The organism is Exiguobacterium sp. s149, assembly GCF_018618395.1.
In the GTDB taxonomy this organism is placed as follows: Bacteria; Bacillota; Bacilli; order Exiguobacteriales; family Exiguobacteriaceae; genus Exiguobacterium; species Exiguobacterium chiriqhucha.
On record NZ_JACSLZ010000002.1, the window covers coordinates 170,997 to 190,983 of the forward strand.

The window sequence follows — 19,987 nt, forward strand, 5'->3', positions numbered from 1 at the left end:
AAAAGCCCCTCTTGTGGAGGGGCGACGCTTAATGGGACGGCGCTTCAAATTGTTCTGTCTCGGTCGATCCGGTGAGCGCCGTCGTTGACGACCGGCCTCCCAAGATGACGAGAGACACCTCATCGAAATACCCGGTCCCGACCTCACGTTGGTGACGTGTCGCCGTATAACCGTGCTGTTCTGCACTGAATTCGGCCTGTTGCAGTTCCGAGTAGGCGGCCATCCCGCGGTCTTTATACCCGCGTGCGAGTTCGAACATTCCGAAGTTGAGCGAGTGGAAGCCAGCGAGCGTCACGAATTGGAACTTGTATCCCATCGCACCAATCTCTTGTTGGAACGTTGCGATCTCCTCATCCGACAACTTCTTCTTCCAATTGAATGACGGCGAACAGTTGTAAGCGAGAAGTTTGCCCGGATACTTCGCATGAATCGCATCCGCGAATTGACGCGCTTCGTCCAAATCAGGCTCGGACGTCTCGCACCAAACGAGGTCGGCGTACGGTGCATAGGCGAGACCGCGTGCGATCGCCTGTTCGATTCCTGCCTCGGTCCGATAAAACCCTTCTGGCGTCCGGTCGCCGACGATGAACGGATGATCGATCGGGTCGATGTCGCTCGTAATCAAGTTCGCGGCGTGGGCGTCGGTCCGGGCGACGATAATCGTCGAAACACCCATGACGTCTGCCGCGAGACGTGCGGCAATCAAGTTTTTCACGGCCGTCTGTGTCGGCAGCAACACTTTGCCGCCGAGGTGACCGCACTTCTTCTCTGAAGAGAGTTGATCCTCCAAGTGGACGCCGGCTGCACCCGCCTCAATCATCGCCTTTGTCAACTCGAACACGTTGAGCACACCGCCGAAACCGGCTTCCATGTCAGCGACGATCGGGGCGAACCAATGCGTATCGCCTTTCCCTTCCGCCGTTTGAATTTGATCGGCCCGTTGAAGCGCCTGGTTAATCCGTTTGACGACGCTCGGCACCGAGTTAGCCGGGTATAGGCTTTGGTCCGGGTACATGTGCCCCGACAAGTTCGCATCGGCGGCGACTTGCCATCCGCTCAAATAGATGGCTTCGAGACCCGCCTTCACTTGCTGGATGGCCTGGTTCCCCGTCAACGCGCCGAGCGCGTGGACGTAGTCTCGTTCGTGGAGTAACTCCCATAACCGTTCCGCTCCTTTTGTCGCGAGCGTATGCTCGATCAGGACAGACCCCCGAAGCCTCATCACGTCTTCGACCCCATATGGACGTTCGACCCCGTTAAACCGTTCCGACTGTAACATATCCTCTAGTTGCATTTGTTGTTCATTCATATCCATTCCTCCTGTATTATATTAATTTATATATTTATCGTTTGTTATATAACAGATAATGCAAGCTTAATCCAAGTATGCACAGCATTCGAGCGCCGCTTTGAATGACGAGTGCTCCATCCCGCAGCAACGACAGACGTTTTCTTCGTCACGATCTTCTGGTTTACGGAATATGACGACCTCTTCGACCGGCTCTCTCATGATTTGGAGCGACCCGTCGGCCCGGTCGAGCACGAGGCGCATCAAATCGTTCCCATAGACGAACGCCGTGTTAGCGAGCGCCGCTGTCGATTCCCCCGAGACGATCCGACGGACGACCCAACGTTCAATCAACTGTTCGCTTTCGATTTTTTTCGTTGTCATGATGATGCTCCTCCTTTTAAATTCGGTTCTAATGTCACTTGTTGTAAAAACTGTCGGCGGCGCCGGTGCAGGATCGGTTCCGTATATCCATTTGGTGATGCATCGCCTTCGAACACTAACTCTTTCGCCGCTTGATAGGCGATGGAGCAGTCTACATCTGGCGTCATCGGACGATAGTGCGGATCTTCCGCGTTTTGCGCGTCGACGACCTCGGCCATCCGGTAAAGCGTCGCTTCGACTTGTTCACGGCTACAGATTCCATGGTATAGCCAGTTGGCGACATGTTGACTCGAAATACGAAGCGTTGCTCGGTCTTCCATCAACCCGACATGATGAATATCTGGCACTTTGGAGCAACCGACACCTTGCTCGACCCAACGGACGACGTAACCGAGCAACCCTTGCAGGTTGTTCTCGAGTTCCTCGTTCACTTCCTCATCTGTATAGAGACGCGTGGCGAGTGGTACCTCGAGCAGACGCCCTCGCTCAGTTGCTGGATCAAACGAACGATTCGCCAACTCACGCTGAACGTCAAACGCATCGACTTGATGGTAATGCAGTGCATGAAGCGTGGCCGCCGTCGGGGACGGCACCCAAGCCGTCGTCGCCCCGGACCGGACATGATTGCTTTTTTCACGCATCATGTCGCGCATCCGATCGGGCATCGCCCACATCCCTTTCCCGATTTGCCCGCGTTGATGGAATCCTGCGTCAAGCCCGATCTGGACATTCAGACGTTCATAAGCATCGAGCCACTTTGATGTCTTCATCTCGCCTTTCTTGCGCATCGGTCCGAGCGTGAGCGAGGAGTGAATCTCATCGCCCGTCCGGTCGAGGAATCCGGTATTGATGAAGACGATGCGTTCCTTCACTTGCTCGATACAGTTCTTCAAATTAAGCGACGTGCGTCGCTCCTCGTCCATCACGCCGACTTTGAGCGTGTGACGCGGTAACTCGAGTACATCTTCAATCGCATCGAACAAGTCGTTCGTGAACGCGACTTCCTTAGATCCATGCATCTTCGGTTTGACGATATAGATGGAGCGTTCGCGGGAATTTCGTCTGGCATCAAGATGGCGGCTCGCGATGAGCGCAGTGAAAATCCCGTCCAAGATCCCTTCCGGTACTTCACGTCCTTCCGCGTCGATCATCAAGTCTGTCGTCATCAAGTGCCCGACGTTTCGAATAAAGAGGAGCGATCGGCCCGGAAGCGTGACTTCACGCCCGTCTTTCCCGACATACTTCCGGTCAGGGTTCAACTTCCGAGTGAGCGGCCGACCTCCTTTCGTGAACGTTGCTTCGAGCGTCCCGTCCATCAGGCCTAGCCAGTTCGCGTAAAGGTGGACCTTGTCTTCCGCCCGAACAGCGGCAACCGAGTCTTCACAGTCGACGATGGCAGACAAGGCGGACTCGAGTTCGATGTCAATGAGCCCTGCTCGATCGACCCGTCCGATTGGGTGGTCCCGGTCAAACTGCAACTCGGCGTGAATCCCGTTATGGACGAGCAAGAGCTTATTCGGATCACTCGTTTCCCCGACATAGCCGACGAGACAATCGTCTTGAAACGCGATGCGGTTCCCTTCGATGATGGCGTATGGCCTGCCCTCTGACACGAGATAGCCGTTCGCTTCTTCGTGCGAGCCCTCCCGGAGCGGAAATGTATCGTCGAGAAATTGTTTGGCATAGGCGATGACCGCTTCACCGCGAACTGGATTATAGCCGTTCGACTTCGTTTTCCCGTCCTCTTCGTCGATGACGTCCGTTCCGTACAAGGCGTCATACAGGCTTCCCCAGCGGGCGTTCGCCGCGTTCAACGCATAGCGCGCGTTGTCGAGCGGAACGACGAGCTGTGGTCCGGCTTGCCTACTAACCTCTGAATCGACACCTGAAACGTCGATGCTGAAATCAGGGACGGTCGCTTCGATGTAATCGATGGACCGAAGGAAACGCTCATAGTCTTCCAGGTCAAAGGCTTGCTTGTGCTCGCTGTACCATTCCTGTAATAGTCGCTCATACGACTCACGTTCGTGAAGCAGTGACTCATTCCGAGGAATGAACTCATCGAGTAGGCGCCCGACCCCAGGCCAAAATTGTCGGTGTGCCTCTTCGTCAGGCAATATACGAGCCGAGATGAAGTCGAGCAACGTTTCATGTACGTGATAAGTACCTACTTGTTTGTAATGGTCCAAGCCGTCACATCCTCCCATTCAATTGTTATATATCAGTTTACTTTAATATAGACTATTATATAACAGTTTGACAACAGTTTTTTTGAAACTTTTTATTTGCGATCTATTTCAAAACCGATTAGTATACATTGTGTGACCTATCAATGATTGATTCATCAATTAGTTTTTTGAAGGAGGATACCCGATGCGCGACGCCTGTTCGCTCAGCGATGAGATTCTCTACCACGTCATCACCGTACAAAAAGAACTGGCCCAACTGTTCGATACGGAAATGGATGGGCTCAGCTCGACCCGCTTCGATATTTTGAGCAACTTGCATCACGTCGGCCCTTTGCGTCAGCGTGAACTGCAACAACGGGTCGGCGTCGATCATGCCGCCATCACGCGTCATTTGAAACAGCTCGAGACACAGGGCTTGATCACGCGCGAACGCTGCCTCCAAGACAATCGGGTCATCTTTGTCGATTTGACCGATGTCGGTCGGGAGCGGATTGCACATTGGACCGAGCAAAAGAAGTGCTTATCGGACCGTCTTTTTGTAAACATGAAGGTAGAGGAGCAACGACAGTTACTCGAACTTTTAAATACGTTACAAACCAACATTCAACATGAAAGGAAGACCCTTATATGAACACGACAACACAGAAAGACTTTATGGAAATCCTCAAAGGACGCCGCTCGATTCGCGTCTATGATGAGAACGTCAAAATCTCAAAAGAAGAGATGACACAAATCCTGGAGGAAGCGACGACGGCACCGTCATCACTCAACCTGCAACCGTGGCGCTTCGTCGTCATCGATAGCGCAGAAGGTAAAGACACACTCCTTCCGCTCGCAAGCTTCAACAAACGCCAAGTCGAGACGTCATCAGCCGTTATCGCCATCTTTGCCGACTACCAGATGGCCGATTACACACAAGAGATCTTTGATACGGCCGTCGAGCGTGGCCTCATGCCACCAGACGTCCGCGACCGTCAAGTTGACATGATCAAAGGCATCTTCAAAGACGCACCGAAAGAGTCTGTCAAAGACAGCATCTTGCTCGACTCGGGTCTCGTCGCGATGCAACTCATGCTCGTCGCCCGTGCCCACGGCTACGACACAAACCCGATCGGTGGTTATGACAAAGCGAACATCGCGGAAGCGTTCGACCTCGAGAAAGAGCGCTACCTTCCGGTCATGCTCCTCTCAATCGGAAAAGCCGCGGAAGACGGTTACCAATCGGTCCGCTTCCCAATCGACCGCATCACCGACTGGAAATAAGCAAAAGCTCAAGCGCCTCGGCGCTTGAGCTTTTTTTCATCCGATGTATTTGACGACCTCATTAAAGTCACGGCGTGTCTTCGGCGCGAAGTCACGGGCCCGATGTCCGAATGCGACCATGACCGAGAGCGACCAGGCGCCTCGTTCCATGACGCCTTCCGAAATCAATAATTCGTCAATCTCCGCTTGATTGAACCCTTCGATCGGACATGAGTCGACGCCGATCTGTGCTGCGGCCGTCATCATGTTGCCGAGCGGGATATACGTCTGGCGTTTGATCCATTCTTGGAACACACGCTCGTCGTCCAACAGTCGATAATCTTGTTCTTGGAACTCACGGACCCGTTTCACCCGAAGGGCGTACTCGTCCTCGGTCCGTCCTTGGACGTCCGTGACGATGTGACGGATGTAGTCCGAGTCGTAGCGCATCGCTTCAGGCGTCTGCGCCAAGATCAACACGAAATGGCTCGCCGTTAACGCCTGTCCTTGGGCACCCCACGCGTGGTCTTTGATTTTCCGGAGCAAGTCTTCGCGACGAATGACGACGAACTGCCAAGGCTCGAAGCCGAACGAACTCGGTGATAAGCGACCCGTCTCCAGAATGAATTCGAAATCTTCCTCATCGATTTTACGGTCCGCGTCGAACTCTTTCGTCGCTTGACGCCAACGATACGCATCTAAAATATCTTCTTTCTTCACGATGATCCACTCCCCATTTACCAAGATGACTCTATCATATCAAAACGATAAATAAGAAAGCGCTCATGGAGATTCTTTAACGGCAAGCGAACGTCCTGTACGTAGCGGAAAGGCGTCTCGTCATTCAAAAAATGTAAGTACTCATCGGCCGGATAATAGAGGATGAGGTCGACCGGACGCTGTGCGCGCTCGACCGACTCGATGATGTTCGCAACGACCTGCCGGAACACGTTCACCGAGAACGGGTTGAAGAAATAAAAGCGGTTCGCCTCAGCCGGCACCTCAAACTGTTCGGCGTAGCCGCGGACGAGCTGGACACTGCCACGCGTCCGGTGTTTCTTGGCGTAGTTCATCCAATTCTCAAGTGCCGCTTCGTGGAAGCCGCCATCCATTTCGATGCCAATGGCCCGAACTCGGAACGTATAGGCGAGATAAAACGGGAGGCGCCCTTTCCCCGAGCCGAAGTCGACGACCGTGTCCGTGGCCGCGAGCGGATAGGCGTCACGCAACAAGTCGAGCGCCTCATAAGGAGTCGGTTCATAGCGGTGGTATTCGGCCGAGGCCGGGAATCCTTGTTGCGGTTTCGCCGTCTCGATTTGGAGCAATCGTTCATAGTCTTGTTCAGTCATGAATGTGTCCTTTCTTGGATGGCACGGAAAAACGGATGCCGCTCCATCTCTTGTTTGAACGCCTGTCGTTCTTGCCACATCACATAGCCGACGTAGAGCGGGATGAGCAACTTGAACCAACTCGGTACGAGGAGCATCCCCGTGACGGCAAGCGGGATGAGACGCAGCCATAAGTTCCGATGACGCGGCGTCCGTATATAAAGTAAGATGGCCGTCGTGCGCCGGGCGGTCCCAAACCGATTCGGTCTCGGTCGATAGAGCGGACGCTTGCGCCGGCTCGGCTTCTCGATGGCGCCCGACGTCGATAATAATGCCCGGTCAAAAGCGGTACGCAACGCCTCACTACGTTCGAGTTCTTGGCTAAGATATGGGTGGCGTGACAGCCACCCTTCTCCGACATACATCGCAAATGCAACAAGACCACTGCCGAGTACGGCCGACCATAAAGGTGAGTCGATGAGGAGCGCATACATACAAACGAACGTCACACACGTGGCCGTAACTCGTAACATCCAATGGCTGTGCCGGACCGTCAACTGATAACGGATCCACGTATGAATCCCGGTCAAAAATAGGAGGCTGATCCCGAATGCGAATATAGAGGCAACGGACCAACCGTCAAGCCAAAGCACGGGCATGAACGCCGACAAAACAAAGAGGAACATTGCACCGAGTTTGAGGGCTTGATAGAGCAGCGAATCGTGCTTCAATTTATCAATCAAAGAACGTTTGGCCACCAGCGTCACGTCCGCCCGTTCGACCCAGACGAAAAACGGATTTCTAAGGAGGACGATTCCAATTCCAAGCGCCCAAACGAACATCGGCACCTGACTCACCCACTCGATTTCGCCTTGCCAAAGCAATCGGTATTGATACCCGAGAAAGATGGCGAACGGAATGACGCCGTATAGAACGACTGTCCAATCCAAGATGAGCCGCCACGTCTTCCACTGTTTGGTCACATGGGTGCGGACACGTCTAACGAACAGCTGATGTTCATTCATCGCATGACCACATCTTCCATCATATCGAACAGCGACTCGCCTTCGGTTTGCAGGCTGAGACGCAACTCTTCTTTTGTCCCGCCCGCGAGCATGCGTCCGTCATCGATCCAGACGAAGCGGTCGCATAACCGCTCTGCCGTATCGAGGACGTGGGTGACGAGAAGCACCCCGGTACCTTGACGACGTTCCGCTTCAAGTAAACGAAGCAACTGGATCGTCGTCGTCGCATCGAGTCCAACGAACGGTTCGTCGACAAGGAGAAACTTCGCTTCTTGGATGAGCGCCAAGAGGATCATCGCTTTTTGCTTCATCCCTTTTGAGAACGAGGCGATATAGTCGTGGCGAACCGTCTCGAGCCGAAACAACCGGATCAGTTCTTCCGTCCGCTCACGATTATCAACGTCCGTCAATTCCAACACGAGAGCGATATGTTCCTCGAGCGTCAAATAATCATAGTACACCGGTTGCTCGGGGATATAGGCGTAGCGGTCAATTTGCACCGTTCCACGCATCCACGGGATCGTTCCGGTGAGACAGGCGAGCGTCGTACTCTTCCCGGCCCCGTTCGATCCAATCATCCCGACGATTTCGCCCGGGCGGACCTCGAACCGGATGGCCTCGATGACCGCCTCACCGCGTTCATACCCGGCTTGTTCAATGTGAACGTTCATGAGAGAGAACCTCCCGATTTACGAATATGTTTTTTACTATGTTTATCATAACACGCAAAAAAAATGTGTCATAATATCCCTTGTCATCCTCCACATAAAGGAGTAGAACAGCATGCAACATTATTTAGCCATCGATATCGGTGGAACCAGTATCAAATACGGAGTCGTCCGATCCGATGGCACCTTACTGTCAAACAAACACGTCCCAACCCCTGCGACGTGGGACGGCTTGCTCGAACAAGTCGATGTGATCTTTAACGAAACGACCGCCGAAGCCCGTTTCGACGGTATCGGCTTCAGTGCGCCCGGCGCCGTCGATTCGACGACCGGCGTGATTCATGGAATCAGTGCACTTCCCTACATTCATGATCGTCCTTTCTTACAGGCGTTCAAAGAACGGTACGACTTGCCTGTGGAGTAAAATCGGTGCCACGGCCGCTCTTGTCCATCGATGCAGTGAGCAACTCGGACGTCCCCTTACCGGAAAAGATGTGTTCGCGCTTCAAAGCGACCCAATCATCCAGGCGGAACTAGAGCGCTTCTGTCGCTGGAACGCGATTGGCATCTACAACCTCCAATTCGGGCTCGACCCGGAGCGTATTTTAATCGGTGGCGGCATCAGTCGTCGCCCGGAAGTTCGGGACGGCATCAAGCGACACTTGGACGCGCTTTGCGACGCGTTCGGAACGTTCCGCATCGACGTCGAGACGTGTGCCCACTTCAACGAGGCCAACTTGATCGGTGCCGCACGATTTCACATGTTGGCGCAGTGAAAAAAGGGGTTCCGCCACGAGTCTGTGATGGAAACCCTTTTATTGTGCCAGGCGGTCTTCATGAATGTGATGGTACACCTCGTCTCGAATCGCTGCGAGCGTACGCTCATGAACGATCATGTGTGCCCGAATCGTTCGGTTGACGTGTTCATTAACCTTGCCTGCCTCCAAGTGTCGATCCAACACGGGAAGGCTGAAATCGTCAATCGGCAAATAGGCGATAGGAATCACGGCGGACCCTGACTTCACCGAGACTTGCACGCCGTTCACTTCTGGAAAGAAATACGACTCATAATACGGTTCGACGGCCAGCTCTTCTTTCATCGCATCCCGCACTTCGGGAATCGTTGTCGGCAAGGCGATGAAATACACCATTTGGTCGAACGAGAATGAGACGTCTTTCAACGAGATGCCCAGTGCCTCTGCGTGTCGGTTGGCCACACTACCCGTCACAAACCGATAACTTGGACGGCTCGTAAACAAGATGGTCGCGATAAAGGCGACGGTCATGATCATGACACTGAATTCAGTCATAGCGGTACCCCTTCCCAGCGGCAGACTTGGTTTTTCCCTCGTGATTTGGCCGCATACAACGCTTGATCGGCGCACTCAATCAACTGTTCGCGTGACTGTTCGTGAAGCGTGTGCTTCGAAGCGACACCGAAGCTCAGCGTTAACTGACCACCTGGTTGTCGCTCCCCGTACATGAAGTTGGTGCCGAGCACGGCCGCACGAATCGTCTCCGCGACGTGGGACGCCTCGACTTCGTCGAACTGCGGCAAGAGAACGACAAACTCTTCGCCACCGAACCGATACGCCATCTGTTCATCCGGCACGCTTCGTCGAATGACACTCGCGAGCCGCGTGAGTAACTCGTTTCCAGCCAAGTGACCGTTTGTGTCGTTGAAATGCTTGAAATGGTCAATATCCATCACAATCAGTGACAGCTCGTCCGTTTCGCACTCCCGGAACAAGACATCCAAATCTTGTTCGAACGAACGATGGTTTTTGAGACGCGTCAACCCGTCACGAAGCGCCAACGTCTCGATGCGCTGGTACAACATCGTCTGATGGAGCGCAAGCGAGGCTTGTTCCGCAATCGGTCGGACACTGTCAATCTTTTGAGGGGTGATTGGTTTTTTATTGACGACATTGTCGATGACGAGAAGTCCGTATGGAATTCCTTGATGATGGAGCGGGAAAATTGTGCACTCGTCCATCTGTAAGTCGGTATGTAACATGCGCAGCACCGGATCGTCGGTGATGCTCGCATACACGTGGAGCGGCCGTCCCGAGTCGAGCGTCTGTTTGAACAGGTGGTCTCCATGAAACGGGATCGTCATTTTCCGAATCCGTTCATTCAACTGCTCATCGTGTGACGAGTCCGTCTCTTTCTCATCAATCAGTCCTTGGAGATCATAATGTTGTCGGGTGATTTCTTCCCAAATGTGAAACCCGTCTTCCGGATTCATCGGTCCCGTGCCCATGACTCCGTAAATGCTATCTTTTTCCAAATCAGCGAAAAAGATGATCGATCGGTTAAAGCCGAGTCCGTGCCCCGCCGTCACCGATGTCAAAATCGTTTGCAGCAATCGGTCCGGGTCGAGCGTGTCTTGCATCGTAAAACTGACTTCCCGGAACACGTTCAATTGACGGGAACTCGCCGTCAGCATCCGCAACCGGCCTGATCGCTCTCGCTTCAACTGGTTGATGTAACCATAGAGCAGCGCGGCTCCTAGGCCAAAAAAGACATAACTGAGCAACAGCGGAAAGGATAATGTCCCGGATTGACTGTATACTAAAAGCCAGCTGACCATGATTGCAACAGTCATGCCTTTCCAGTGAAAACAGACGAGCCCTGTCATAATCAATAACAGCACTGACCAATGTAAATCATAAAAATCGAACAACACCCCGTGCCAAATCACGACAAGGCTGCTCGTCCCGGCGAGCAGCCAGCGATTCAAGGCGGGGGTCGTCATCAACCGAAGGACGTTGAGGACGATGGTGATTAGGATGATGCCGCCAATCAATAGACCATAAACCATGGTTACCCCTCGTTTCATCGAGTCATCTATACTTTTGATTATAAGTCGAATCATCGAACGCGGGACCGGATTTGTCCAATCACTGACCAAACTTTTAACTTACTTGAAGTATTTTCCATAAGTTGTCGAACTCGCTTGTTTCTTCTCATATGAGTGATTTCACATAATCCTTTCATTTACTTTAGCGATGTAACGTGGAATGATGGAATTAACTAACCCATTTAAGCGAGGTGGAAGCGTGACCCGTACCGAACATCTTGAAGCAACACGGATTTTACAGCATTTGTTTAACGCGTCTTCCTTCGTCGGAATCGACTTCGGTTCCGGCCCCAATCATCATCTACTCTACTTCAGCCGAGACGGCAACGAGTCGTGGCTCTCGATTGAAGGACCTTGGTACGTCCATTCATCGGGACCGTCGTTCAACGAAGATGAACAACTCCATCACCTCGTCGAACTCCGACGTGAACGCGTCCGTTCCATCCTGTTATCTGAAGACAATCCCCATCTTGAACTGACATTTGAATCTGGAGCCGTCCTGTTCGTGAACGGCTATCACGAACAGTATGAAAGTTGGCAGGCCGGAGACGCCCGTCCGCTCGGAGGCGAACACTTTTTACTCGTCGCCATGCCTCAAGGGGACTTGGCCGTCTTTGCAGAGGAAGACGTCTGATGGCAGCCTGGACGGAGATTCTCACGTATATGTTGATTGCCGGTGGTGTCAGTCTCGCGATCATCGTCTTACGCAAAGTCACGAAAGCATAAGAAAAGAGCGGCCGCGGCCGCTCTTTCTTATTTTACCGTCTCATCTTCGAACAAGCTCGCCCCGTTCGTCTGGATGACGTCTTGATACCAGAAGAACGAGTCCTTCCGCGAACGCTCGAGCGTCCCCGACCCGTCGTCATGCTTATCGACGTAGATGAAGCCGTAACGCTTGCTGTACTCCCCGGTCGACGCACTGACAAGGTCGATAAAGCCCCAGCTCGTATAACCGATGACGTCGACACCGTCTTCAATCGCCTCCACCATCGCTTTCAAATGGTCACGCAAGTACTCAATCCGATAATCGTCATGGACCGAACCGTCCGCTTCGACCTTATCATAAGCCCCGAGACCGTTCTCGACGATGAAGAGCGGCAATTCATAGCGCTCATACAGTTTGTTCAAGATGACGCGAAGTCCCATCGGATCGATTTCCCAACCCCAGTCGCTCGCCTTGAGGTAAGGGTTTTTCACCCCGCTCATAATGTTCCCCGCTGCGTTCAAGACAATACACGTGCCCATGTCTTGTGTGAGCAGGCCGAGGGCGACGAGAATGGCGAGCAACCCTTTCAACAGACCGCTTCCGGCCATCGGACCGAGAATCGGGGTGAAAATCCCCGCAATCACATCAATCAACCGATTAAAGACGCCCGTTTTTTCCGTATCGTCGTTCGATGACGTCTGGAATCCGCCCGCCTCGACCACGTCTTGGTAGACATAAGGGACGTTGTTGCCGATGACGACTTGGAACTGACCGCCGCTTTGGACGACCGTGATGACACCGTCATGGTTTTTTAACGCTTCGGGATTGGCTTTCTGTTCATCTTTTAATTTAAAACGTAGCCGTGTCGCACAATGGAACACGCTTTTGGCGTTATCTTTCCCGCCGACGTGACGAATGATGTCCGCCGCGAGCTTTTTTGTTTGGCTCATAGTGTTCACTCCTTCAATTTGGGTAAAAAGAAAAACCTAAATGAACGCACACGGGAGGTGTCGTCATTTAGGTTTGGCCTGCATCATCAGTAACCATCCTTAGGATCGTCGTTCTTTCATTAAGTTTTCGATATGAATCATCATATACAACCGCTCATCGGTCGAGACCTCGTAATTGTACTTCGTGGCAATCAACCTTGCGATTTTCTCGACACATTCGTAAGCATCCGGATAGCGCAGCTTCACCATCTCAAACAGCGTCTCATCACCACCGGGTTTAATCTTCTCCCCGGAGGCGAGCCGTTGGGCGAAGTATTTCAAGTGGGTCAAAAACCGTGAGTAGGCGTACGACTCTTCGTCCAAATCGATTTGAAAGTGGTACGTGATGATGGTGAGAATCGCTTGCGTGGCGCGTGTCATCTCGGTGACGAGATGTAAGTTCTCACCTTTGGCACCCGACATCGTCGCGTTGACGAGATGGAGGGCGATCGCGACCGCCTTGTCCTCGTCTAACTTGACGTCATGCCGGTCGTTAATCAGGGCGACCGCTTCTTTCCCGATCGCGAACTCGGGTCCATAAAACCGCTTCACTTCCCAAACGAGCGGGTTACGGATGATGATTCCATCTCGATATCGGCTGAGAGCGAAATGGATGTGGTCGGCGAGGGTCACATAAAGCGAGTCATGGACCGGCTTCTCGAGTCGCGTCTCCGCGAGCTTGACAATTTCTTTGACCGTATCCATCTCGGTAGCTGGCATCTCATTCAAAAAATGGACGAACCGTTCATGGCTCTCTTTACTCTCGAGCGTAAAGACTTTTTCAATCCGCGTTTGATCGATCGCATCGCCTGGACGCTTTTGGAACGCGATTCCCCGTCCCATGACGACTTGTTCTTGACCGTTCGCTTGAATGGCCACGACGTTATTGTTGAACACTTTTGAAATTTGCATGGAATCAATTTACCTCCGCTCAAGTTCGATTGAAAAGAAAAAAACCTAAATTCACACCGGTCCCCACATCTGGATGATCGGCATCAATTTAGGTTTTGCCTGCTTGACCAGTAACAATCCCAAAGTGGATTTTCTTCTTCTCGCTACTAGCATCCCCCCTTGAAATCTTGACGTCAACATAAAAATAAAACGCTTACACCGTGACCGTTTTTCATTCGAATAGGATACGTTGCATCCGTTCCGGAGCCGCTAGGAAGTCGCGCATGACACGAACGTGCTCGAGTTCATCGAACGTCGTCGGACGGAGTCCCGTCTCGACTTGGAGGATGTCGGCGTCCGGATACGACATGAGGATTGGTGAATGGGTCGCGATGATGAATTGACTGCCCGATTGCACGAGTTCATGCATGCGTGCGAGCATCGTCAATTGCCGCATCGGCGACAAGGCGGCCTCGGGCTCATCTAAAATATACAGTCCGCCGTCTCGGAATCGATGGAGCATGAGCGACAAAAACGCCTCCCCGTGCGACTGCTCATGGAGCGATCGACCGCCGTAGGACGCATAAAACCGTTCCGGGTCGGGCGACGTTCGCGCGATCTCATCCACATAGCTCGACAGTTGATATGCCGTCTCGGCCCGGAGGAAAAATCCGTCTTTCGGCCGGTACGCGCCCCGAATCGGACGGAGCGCCTCGAACAACGGGCTATGCGTTGCCTCGGTCTCAAAACGGAACGTCGTCGCCCCACCTTCCGGATTGAATCCGGCGGCGATAGCCATCCCTTCGACCAACGTCGATTTTCCACTCCCATTCTCACCAACCAAGAACGTGACCGGCTTCGTCAGCGTCAATTCATCAAATCCATCAAAAATCGGTAGCGAGAACGGGTACCCTGGCTTTTCAATCCGATCTCGCTCTAAGCGGACACCCCGCAAAAATAAATTTAGTCCCATTCGATCCAAAACAACGCCCCCTCTCCCTCTCTCGATTCGACTCCGTAAACGAGTCCTTGAGCCTCGAGCAACAGCTTGTTGATGGCCAGACCAAGTCCGTGACCGTTCGAACGGTCCCCTTTCACATACATATCCCAGATGTTGGCGCGCATCGTCTCGGCAATGCCCGGCCCTTTGTCTTCGATTTCAAGCCGTCGCTCGGAGAGCCTGATCGTGATCACACCTCCTAGTGGACTGGCGTGATACGCGTTCTGAAGAAAGTTCGACAGCACACGCTCCATCGCCAATCGGTCCGCCTGGACGACCGCGTCCTCGACGAGTTCAAGTGTGACCGTCACTTCCTTATGACGGAACCATTCATCCATCCGCGAGACAGTCTCTTTGATCAATGCATCCAAACGAACGGACTCGAGCGAAAGTGTCACGTTGCCCGCGGATAGTTTGGAGTATTCGAGCATCTGACTGACGAGCCGATCGATCCGATCGACTTCCTCGGTTAAACTGCGACCCGTCGCCGCCACATCTTCTTGTTTGACGACACCGAGTTCAAGCATTTCGGCCTCGTTCCGGACAATGGCAAGCGGGGTCCGGACATCGTGCGTAACCCCTGAGATGAATGTATTTTGCATCCGTTCTTTCTCTTCGAGTGATGTGTTCATCTGACGGACCGCTTCCGTCAAATCGCCAATCTCGTCGTCGGTGACAGGCGGCAGTGTGATGTCATGCCGGCCCAACATGATGGCTGCGGTCGCCTGCTTCAACTCGACGAGCGGGGACGTCAAACGCCGCCCCATCCAATACGTCACACCGACGGCGACGATGAGCGCGAGCAAGAACCCGCTTCCGAGAATGACGTAGATTTGACGAAACTGCGGATTCGACAGCGGGACGGGTGCGTACGTCACGATTTGCACATCCCCTTCTTCCCGAAGGAACGTCAATAACCGCGCCCCGTTCACACTGACCTCATCTCGTTCAGAAAGTGAGTCTGGATCGAGGACTGGCGACATATGTCGACGCATCCTGCCCCCACGATCAAGATTGACCGCTTCCCCGTCTTGAAACACGAGAACATCGAGTTGACCCGGTATGCCGCGTCCATCCACAAGCGCCTCATACACGATGTCCGCTTCACGCTCGAGTTGGTCATAGCTCTCCGTCTCCGCGAAACGCCCAATCAAGAGTGATGTCAGACCAAATGTGAGCACCGCCATGACGACGAGAGGGAGGATCGCGGTCCAGAGCAACTTCTTCATCAACCGGCTCATCGGACTTCCTCCAATCGATAACCGACGCGATGCACCGTCTTCAAGTACCGCTTCATCGTCGGCAATTTGTCACGCAACTGTTTGACGTGCGTGTCGACCGTGCGCGTGTCCCCGGCGAACGTATAATCCCACACCTCGTCAAGTAGGCGGTTGCGATCGAGCGCTTCTCCACTATGTTTCAAGAAGAAGAGGAGCAACTCGTATTCTTTATTGGTCATCCGAATCGCTTGGCCGTGATCGGTCACCGTACGGGATCGTGCGTCCACCATCATGTCGCCGAACGAGATCTCGTCCGTCTGTTTGACGAGACGTTTCAGGCGAATTTCGAGTTCTTTTAACACGATCGGTTTGACCAAATAATCGTCGGCCCCGAGCTCGAGGCCGAACACACGGTCATCCGCCTCTCCTCGTGCCGTCGCCAAGATGATGGCCGGTCGCGGCTTGAGCGTCTTCAATTTCGGGATGAGTGTCCAACCTTCCCCGTCCGGCAGACGAACATCGAGCAGGACCGCATCGAACGGTTGCTCGAGCTGCTGCTTCGCTTCGGCGAGTGTACCGGCCACACTGACATGAAACCCCGCGTACGTTAAAAAGCGGGCGAACCCGTCCGCTAATTTCGGTTCATCTTCGACTACGAGTACGTTCATCTTTATCGCCTCCACCCCCATTATATCGCATCGCGAAACGAACCCATCATTTCCCAAAGACAATTTGCAGAAACCTTGCAATTCCCTCACAACTTTTGATCACCCACGTCCTACACTTGAGGTAGTAAAGGAGGAGATTGACATGAAGACATCTAAATTAGCCATCGCCCTGGCCGGCCTACTTGCCGTCTCAGGAACCGGCGTCTATGCCGCCACGAACGACACGACAACGACCGACGGAACGGAAACGACGACCCAATGCGAACGCGGGGAACGAGGCGAGCGGGGTATGTTCGGTGATCGGGCAGCCGGTCAGGCCGCTTTGCTCGAGGCGCTCGGGTTGACCGAAGCCGACGTGGAAGCAGCGCGCGAAGAAGGACAATCGCTTCCTGAACTCGCGGAAGAAACAGGGATCACCATTGAACAGTTCATCGAGGCGATGATCACTTCTCATGAAGCGAAACTTGAGGCAGCCGTCGAATCCGGTGACTTGACGCAAGATGAGGCCGACGCGATTCTCGCCGACCACGAAGAACGTTTTGCTGACGTCACGAGTTACGACGACTTGGGTGACATGCGTGGCTTTGGCGGTGGACGTCACGGAGGTGGGCATGGCCCACATCACGATGGTCAATTCGGTGGACCGAACCAAGATGAGGACACACCTGCGACTGATAATAACGTAGACAATCAGAGTACCAATTCACTGTAAGCAAAAAGGCAACCGCGAGGTTGCCTTTTCATATGGCCAATAACAGTAAAGCGTACCCGATGAGCCCGACAGCGAACGCGCGAAAGCTGCTGTCCCGTTCTTCTGGTAGCTCTTCTTTCATGACGTTCAAGATAATCCCCCCGGCCAAGAACGCGACAATCATCGACAGCGTCACTTCATGGAGCGCTGAAAAAGCGCCGACTCCCCACCCGGCAAGTACGGCCAACGACAACCACAATCGCCCTCGCCTGTCGTACGACTCCTGATGGTGATGCCTCAGCCCCTGGTCGACCGTAATGAAATGAATCCCCAATGCGACAAAGTAGAGTGTCATTGCCCATGCCGTATCGAACTCGCTCTTCGCGAGCACATAGCCGATGCTGAAGTTGTAGACGATGAACAACGCCATGTGAATCCAAAACACGTTGCCGTTGCCGCGTCTCTTCATTTGCGTGGCCAACCGTTCCAAGCCATAAAACACTGCCAGACCGAGCATGCTGACGACGAGGATATGATTCTCGATCGAGGCGAATAGCCCACTCTCGAGATGTCCTTCGAGTTCTTGTTGATATTCGTTCAGTTCAGGCAAGAGATGAAGAAACACATACGCGACGGCGACTCCGCCCGCGAGTGACAGAAACCGGCTCCGCGGCGTCTCGCGCACGTGAATCAACTGTCCTGAAAAGTAGTGAATCAAGGCAAATCCGATGGCGAACAACAAGCTTAACCAAAACATCCAGTCACCTCCAACACGTTACCCGAAAGCCGTACTGTACCTGATGACTCCCGGTCCTTGTTCCTTACCCGAGTGCCCTGCCAGATACACTCATTTGCTTCGTTCGGCACGTTGCCGCGCCCGAATCTCTTTCTCGACGCGACGGAGCGCTTTTTTCGAGCCACGGGCAAAGTCATGCGCTTCTTTCCGGTCCCGGTAATCGATGAATAACGTCTCCAAGTCGTACCCAGCCGGATACAAGTCGAGCGCTTTCGCCTCGCGTCGAACTCGTCGGAGCGGATGCTCACTGAAGACACCGTCGACATAGACCGTGACTTGGCGCGACGATTCATCCATCGCGTAGACGAGACCAACTTGATTTGTCTCGAGCAGACGGACCCGGTCGCCTTTCGCTAGCATTTGGTCAGGTTCGACGACAGGGCGGACGACTTCTTGTGTCAGGCGCGTCGCATCAAGGAGCGACTGGTCGTACGTCTTGTCATGCATATAGCGTGCTGCCTGCTTCAAAATCGATTCGGGTAATTTCATTTTCCGGGCAATGAATAAGGCGTTGCTGTCGCCGGACTGCCCAATCAACAGCCGATACTTCGGTTCGAGCGTGTCCGGGTCGAACTGCATGGCCGCGTTCATGAAGTCCGGATGCGTCTCTGAGTACGCTTTGATTTCGCCGTAATGGGTCGAGGCGACGACGAGACAGCCGCGCTTGTATGCCTCTTCTAAAATCGCGATGGCGAGTGCCGCACCCTCGTTCGGCTCGGTCCCGCTTCCGATCTCATCGAATAATAGTAATGATCGTTTCCCAGCCTCCTGCATGATGCTCGCCACGTTATGCATATGGGCCGAGAACGTGCTGAGCGCCGAACCCATGTCCTGGTTGTCCCCGATGTCGACGAACACGTCGTCAAACGTCGAGATGTCCGTGTCCGGATGGGCCGGGATATGAAGCCCGCTCATCGTCATCAAACTTAGCAGACCGATCGTCTTCAAGACGACCGTCTTCCCGCCGGCGTTCGGTCCGGTGATAATCAGACCGCGGTACGTGTCCCCGAGTGAGAAGTCGAGAGGGACCGCTCGTTCGAGAAGCGGATGGCGGACTTGTTTCAAACGGATGTTCCCGACACCGTTCACGCGCGGGGCGATGCCATCGATGGCTTGGCTATACTTCCCTTTCGCGAACACCATGTCGTATTGGGCGATGACGTCGAGCGTCGCCTCGATGGTCGGCAACGCCTCCGCCACTATGCCGGTAAGCGTGGCGAGCACTTGATAGATTTCGACTGCTTCCTCCGTCCGTTTGACGACGAGTTCCGCGTTCAGCTTCGCCACCGCTTCCGGTTCGATGAACACAGTCGTGCCGCGGCTCGACGTGTCGACGATTGTCCCGGCGATTTTATGTTTATACGACGCTTTGATCGGAATCGTGAATCGGTCTTGTTTCTTAGTCACAAAGCCGTCTTGAATCGCTTCCCGGTTCGCAGCGCTCTTCAAGAACTTGCTCAACCGCTCCTCGATCCGTCCTTCGAGAATGTCGATTTGTTTGCGGACCCGTTTCAATTCTTTGGACGCCTCGTCGACGACACGTCCCCCGCGAATCGACTGGATAATGTCTTCCTCGATACTGCGCCACTCGCTCATCTCTCCCGCGTAAAGGGACAAGAGCGGTGCAAAGAACGCCTGCTCGGCCATGAACCGCTTCAGTTTCCGGGCACCCCGGAAAAATTCGGCGACGGCTTCGAGTTCGCTTGCCTCGAGCTGGATACCCCGGCTGATTTTACCGATGAGTGGTTCCATATCGGATACCCCGATAAAGGGGACGTGTGACGTCGCGTCGAGAATCGCGCGTGCTTCCGATGTCTCTTGGAGCCGTTTTTTAACCGTTTGCAAATGGCTCGTCGGACGCTGGTTTCGTAACAAGTTGCGTCCGAATCCGCTGATGCAGTAGCGTTCGACGTGTTGAATCAAGTCGTTATATTGTAGTTTGTCTAAAGTTTGTTCATTCATGATGGAGTCTCCTTAAAAATGGGATGGAGATACCGCGCAAACAAAAAGCGTCGGCCGATGACGACCAACGCAAAAAG

22 protein-coding genes and 1 pseudogene are annotated in these 19,987 nt (G+C 53.5%); 6 read left to right on the forward strand and 17 right to left on the reverse strand.

Features of this window, described 5'->3' with window-relative positions; genetic code table 11:
* Positions 1–28: 28 nt before the first annotated feature.
* The 3 genes from aceA to KNP81_RS04090 form a co-directional block, all read right to left on the reverse strand.
* Positions 29–1,309 carry an isocitrate lyase gene (aceA, locus tag KNP81_RS04080; protein ID WP_380082768.1) on the reverse strand — a complete coding sequence of 427 codons (1,281 nt, stop codon included), beginning with the start codon at positions 1,307–1,309 and terminating at the stop codon, positions 29–31.
* 66 nt (positions 1,310–1,375) lie between these two features.
* Positions 1,376–1,672, reverse strand: a complete 297-nt coding sequence (locus tag KNP81_RS04085; RefSeq protein WP_029596327.1) for a hypothetical protein — start codon at positions 1,670–1,672, stop codon at positions 1,376–1,378.
* A complete protein-coding gene (locus KNP81_RS04090) occupies positions 1,669–3,861 on the reverse strand; it encodes a malate synthase G (RefSeq protein ID WP_251130264.1) in 2,193 nt (730 codons plus the stop codon). Before KNP81_RS04090 ends, KNP81_RS04085 begins: the two co-directional genes overlap by 4 nt.
* Before the next feature lie 184 nt (positions 3,862–4,045).
* Between KNP81_RS04090 and KNP81_RS04095 the strand changes: the two genes are divergently transcribed.
* Positions 4,046–4,492: a MarR family winged helix-turn-helix transcriptional regulator gene (locus KNP81_RS04095; protein ID WP_029596329.1), complete on the forward strand. Its 447-nt coding sequence runs from the start codon at positions 4,046–4,048 to the stop codon at positions 4,490–4,492.
* Positions 4,489–5,124 carry a nitroreductase family protein gene (locus tag KNP81_RS04100; protein ID WP_214718601.1) on the forward strand — a complete coding sequence of 212 codons (636 nt, stop codon included), beginning with the start codon at positions 4,489–4,491 and terminating at the stop codon, positions 5,122–5,124. Before KNP81_RS04095 ends, KNP81_RS04100 begins: the two co-directional genes overlap by 4 nt.
* A gap of 36 nt (positions 5,125–5,160) precedes the next feature.
* Here the strand turns inward: KNP81_RS04100 and KNP81_RS04105 are convergent, their stop codons facing one another.
* Genes KNP81_RS04105 through KNP81_RS04120 form a run of 4 tightly spaced genes read right to left on the reverse strand, consistent with a single transcriptional unit; the run spans position 5,161 to position 8,127 of the window.
* Entirely contained in the window at positions 5,161–5,823 is a 663-nt protein-coding gene (locus tag KNP81_RS04105; protein WP_214718602.1) for an NAD(P)H-dependent oxidoreductase, read from the reverse strand.
* Positions 5,824–5,840: 17 nt separating this feature from the next.
* On the reverse strand, positions 5,841–6,452 hold the full coding sequence (locus tag KNP81_RS04110) for a class I SAM-dependent methyltransferase (protein ID WP_214718603.1): 612 nt from the start codon (positions 6,450–6,452) through the stop codon (positions 5,841–5,843).
* A complete protein-coding gene (locus tag KNP81_RS04115; RefSeq protein WP_214718605.1) occupies positions 6,449–7,456 on the reverse strand; it encodes an ABC transporter permease in 1,008 nt (335 codons plus the stop codon). Before KNP81_RS04115 ends, KNP81_RS04110 begins: the two co-directional genes overlap by 4 nt.
* Positions 7,453–8,127, reverse strand: a complete 675-nt coding sequence (locus tag KNP81_RS04120; protein ID WP_214718607.1) for an ABC transporter ATP-binding protein — start codon at positions 8,125–8,127, stop codon at positions 7,453–7,455. The genes KNP81_RS04115 and KNP81_RS04120 overlap by 4 nt, the downstream gene beginning before the upstream one ends.
* A gap of 112 nt (positions 8,128–8,239) precedes the next feature.
* Here KNP81_RS04120 and KNP81_RS04125 point away from each other — a divergent pair, with 112 nt between their 5' ends.
* Both KNP81_RS04125 and KNP81_RS04130 read left to right on the forward strand, forming a co-directional pair.
* Positions 8,240–8,548: an ROK family protein gene (locus tag KNP81_RS04125; RefSeq protein WP_214718609.1), complete on the forward strand. Its 309-nt coding sequence runs from the start codon at positions 8,240–8,242 to the stop codon at positions 8,546–8,548.
* Positions 8,493–8,900: an ROK family protein gene (locus KNP81_RS04130; protein WP_251130278.1), complete on the forward strand. Its 408-nt coding sequence runs from the start codon at positions 8,493–8,495 to the stop codon at positions 8,898–8,900. Before KNP81_RS04125 ends, KNP81_RS04130 begins: the two co-directional genes overlap by 56 nt.
* 39 nt (positions 8,901–8,939) lie before the next feature.
* Here the strand turns inward: KNP81_RS04130 and KNP81_RS04135 are convergent, their stop codons facing one another.
* Together KNP81_RS04135 and KNP81_RS04140 are read right to left on the reverse strand one after the other, a co-directional pair.
* Complete coding sequence (locus tag KNP81_RS04135; RefSeq protein WP_214718612.1) at positions 8,940–9,434, reverse strand: hypothetical protein; 495 nt, start codon at positions 9,432–9,434, stop codon at positions 8,940–8,942.
* Positions 9,431–10,948 carry a sensor domain-containing diguanylate cyclase gene (locus tag KNP81_RS04140; protein WP_214718615.1) on the reverse strand — a complete coding sequence of 506 codons (1,518 nt, stop codon included), beginning with the start codon at positions 10,946–10,948 and terminating at the stop codon, positions 9,431–9,433. Before KNP81_RS04140 ends, KNP81_RS04135 begins: the two co-directional genes overlap by 4 nt.
* Before the next feature lie 238 nt (positions 10,949–11,186).
* Here KNP81_RS04140 and KNP81_RS04145 point away from each other — a divergent pair, with 238 nt between their 5' ends.
* Positions 11,187–11,621 carry a DUF6188 family protein gene (locus tag KNP81_RS04145; protein ID WP_214718616.1) on the forward strand — a complete coding sequence of 145 codons (435 nt, stop codon included), beginning with the start codon at positions 11,187–11,189 and terminating at the stop codon, positions 11,619–11,621.
* Between the two features lie 119 nt (positions 11,622–11,740).
* Here KNP81_RS04145 and KNP81_RS04150 read toward each other — a convergent pair whose 3' ends face one another.
* The 6 genes and pseudogenes from KNP81_RS04150 to KNP81_RS04175 all read right to left on the reverse strand — a co-directional run bounded on the left by KNP81_RS04150 (position 11,741) and on the right by KNP81_RS04175 (position 16,461).
* A complete protein-coding gene (locus KNP81_RS04150; protein ID WP_285800940.1) occupies positions 11,741–12,301 on the reverse strand; it encodes a family 1 glycosylhydrolase in 561 nt (186 codons plus the stop codon).
* Positions 12,302–12,529: 228 nt separating this feature from the next.
* A pseudogene (locus tag KNP81_RS15360) lies at positions 12,530–12,643 on the reverse strand (PTS sugar transporter subunit IIB); the annotation flags it as partial.
* A gap of 99 nt (positions 12,644–12,742) precedes the next feature.
* Positions 12,743–13,594 carry a BglG family transcription antiterminator LicT gene (licT, locus tag KNP81_RS04160; protein WP_214718626.1) on the reverse strand — a complete coding sequence of 284 codons (852 nt, stop codon included), beginning with the start codon at positions 13,592–13,594 and terminating at the stop codon, positions 12,743–12,745.
* Between the two features lie 211 nt (positions 13,595–13,805).
* Positions 13,806–14,546 (reverse strand): AAA family ATPase, encoded by a 741-nt coding sequence (locus KNP81_RS04165; protein WP_214718837.1) that lies wholly within the window; start codon positions 14,544–14,546, stop codon positions 13,806–13,808.
* The gene (locus KNP81_RS04170; RefSeq protein ID WP_214718628.1) at positions 14,537–15,814 is read right to left on the reverse strand and encodes a sensor histidine kinase; all 1,278 of its coding nucleotides are present in this window, start codon (positions 15,812–15,814) and stop codon (positions 14,537–14,539) included. The genes KNP81_RS04165 and KNP81_RS04170 overlap by 10 nt, the downstream gene beginning before the upstream one ends.
* Entirely contained in the window at positions 15,811–16,461 is a 651-nt protein-coding gene (locus KNP81_RS04175; protein WP_029596344.1) for a response regulator transcription factor, read from the reverse strand. Before KNP81_RS04175 ends, KNP81_RS04170 begins: the two co-directional genes overlap by 4 nt.
* A 142-nt stretch (positions 16,462–16,603) precedes the next feature.
* Here KNP81_RS04175 and KNP81_RS04180 point away from each other — a divergent pair, with 142 nt between their 5' ends.
* Positions 16,604–17,173: a hypothetical protein gene (locus KNP81_RS04180; RefSeq protein WP_138860136.1), complete on the forward strand. Its 570-nt coding sequence runs from the start codon at positions 16,604–16,606 to the stop codon at positions 17,171–17,173.
* 28 nt (positions 17,174–17,201) lie between these two features.
* On the opposite strand, the gene KNP81_RS04185 is transcribed toward KNP81_RS04180, so the two are convergent.
* Complete coding sequence (locus KNP81_RS04185) at positions 17,202–17,909, reverse strand: hypothetical protein (protein WP_214718630.1); 708 nt, start codon at positions 17,907–17,909, stop codon at positions 17,202–17,204.
* A gap of 90 nt (positions 17,910–17,999) precedes the next feature.
* Positions 18,000–19,910: an endonuclease MutS2 gene (locus KNP81_RS04190; RefSeq protein ID WP_214718631.1), complete on the reverse strand. Its 1,911-nt coding sequence runs from the start codon at positions 19,908–19,910 to the stop codon at positions 18,000–18,002.
* Positions 19,911–19,987 lie beyond the last annotated feature (77 nt).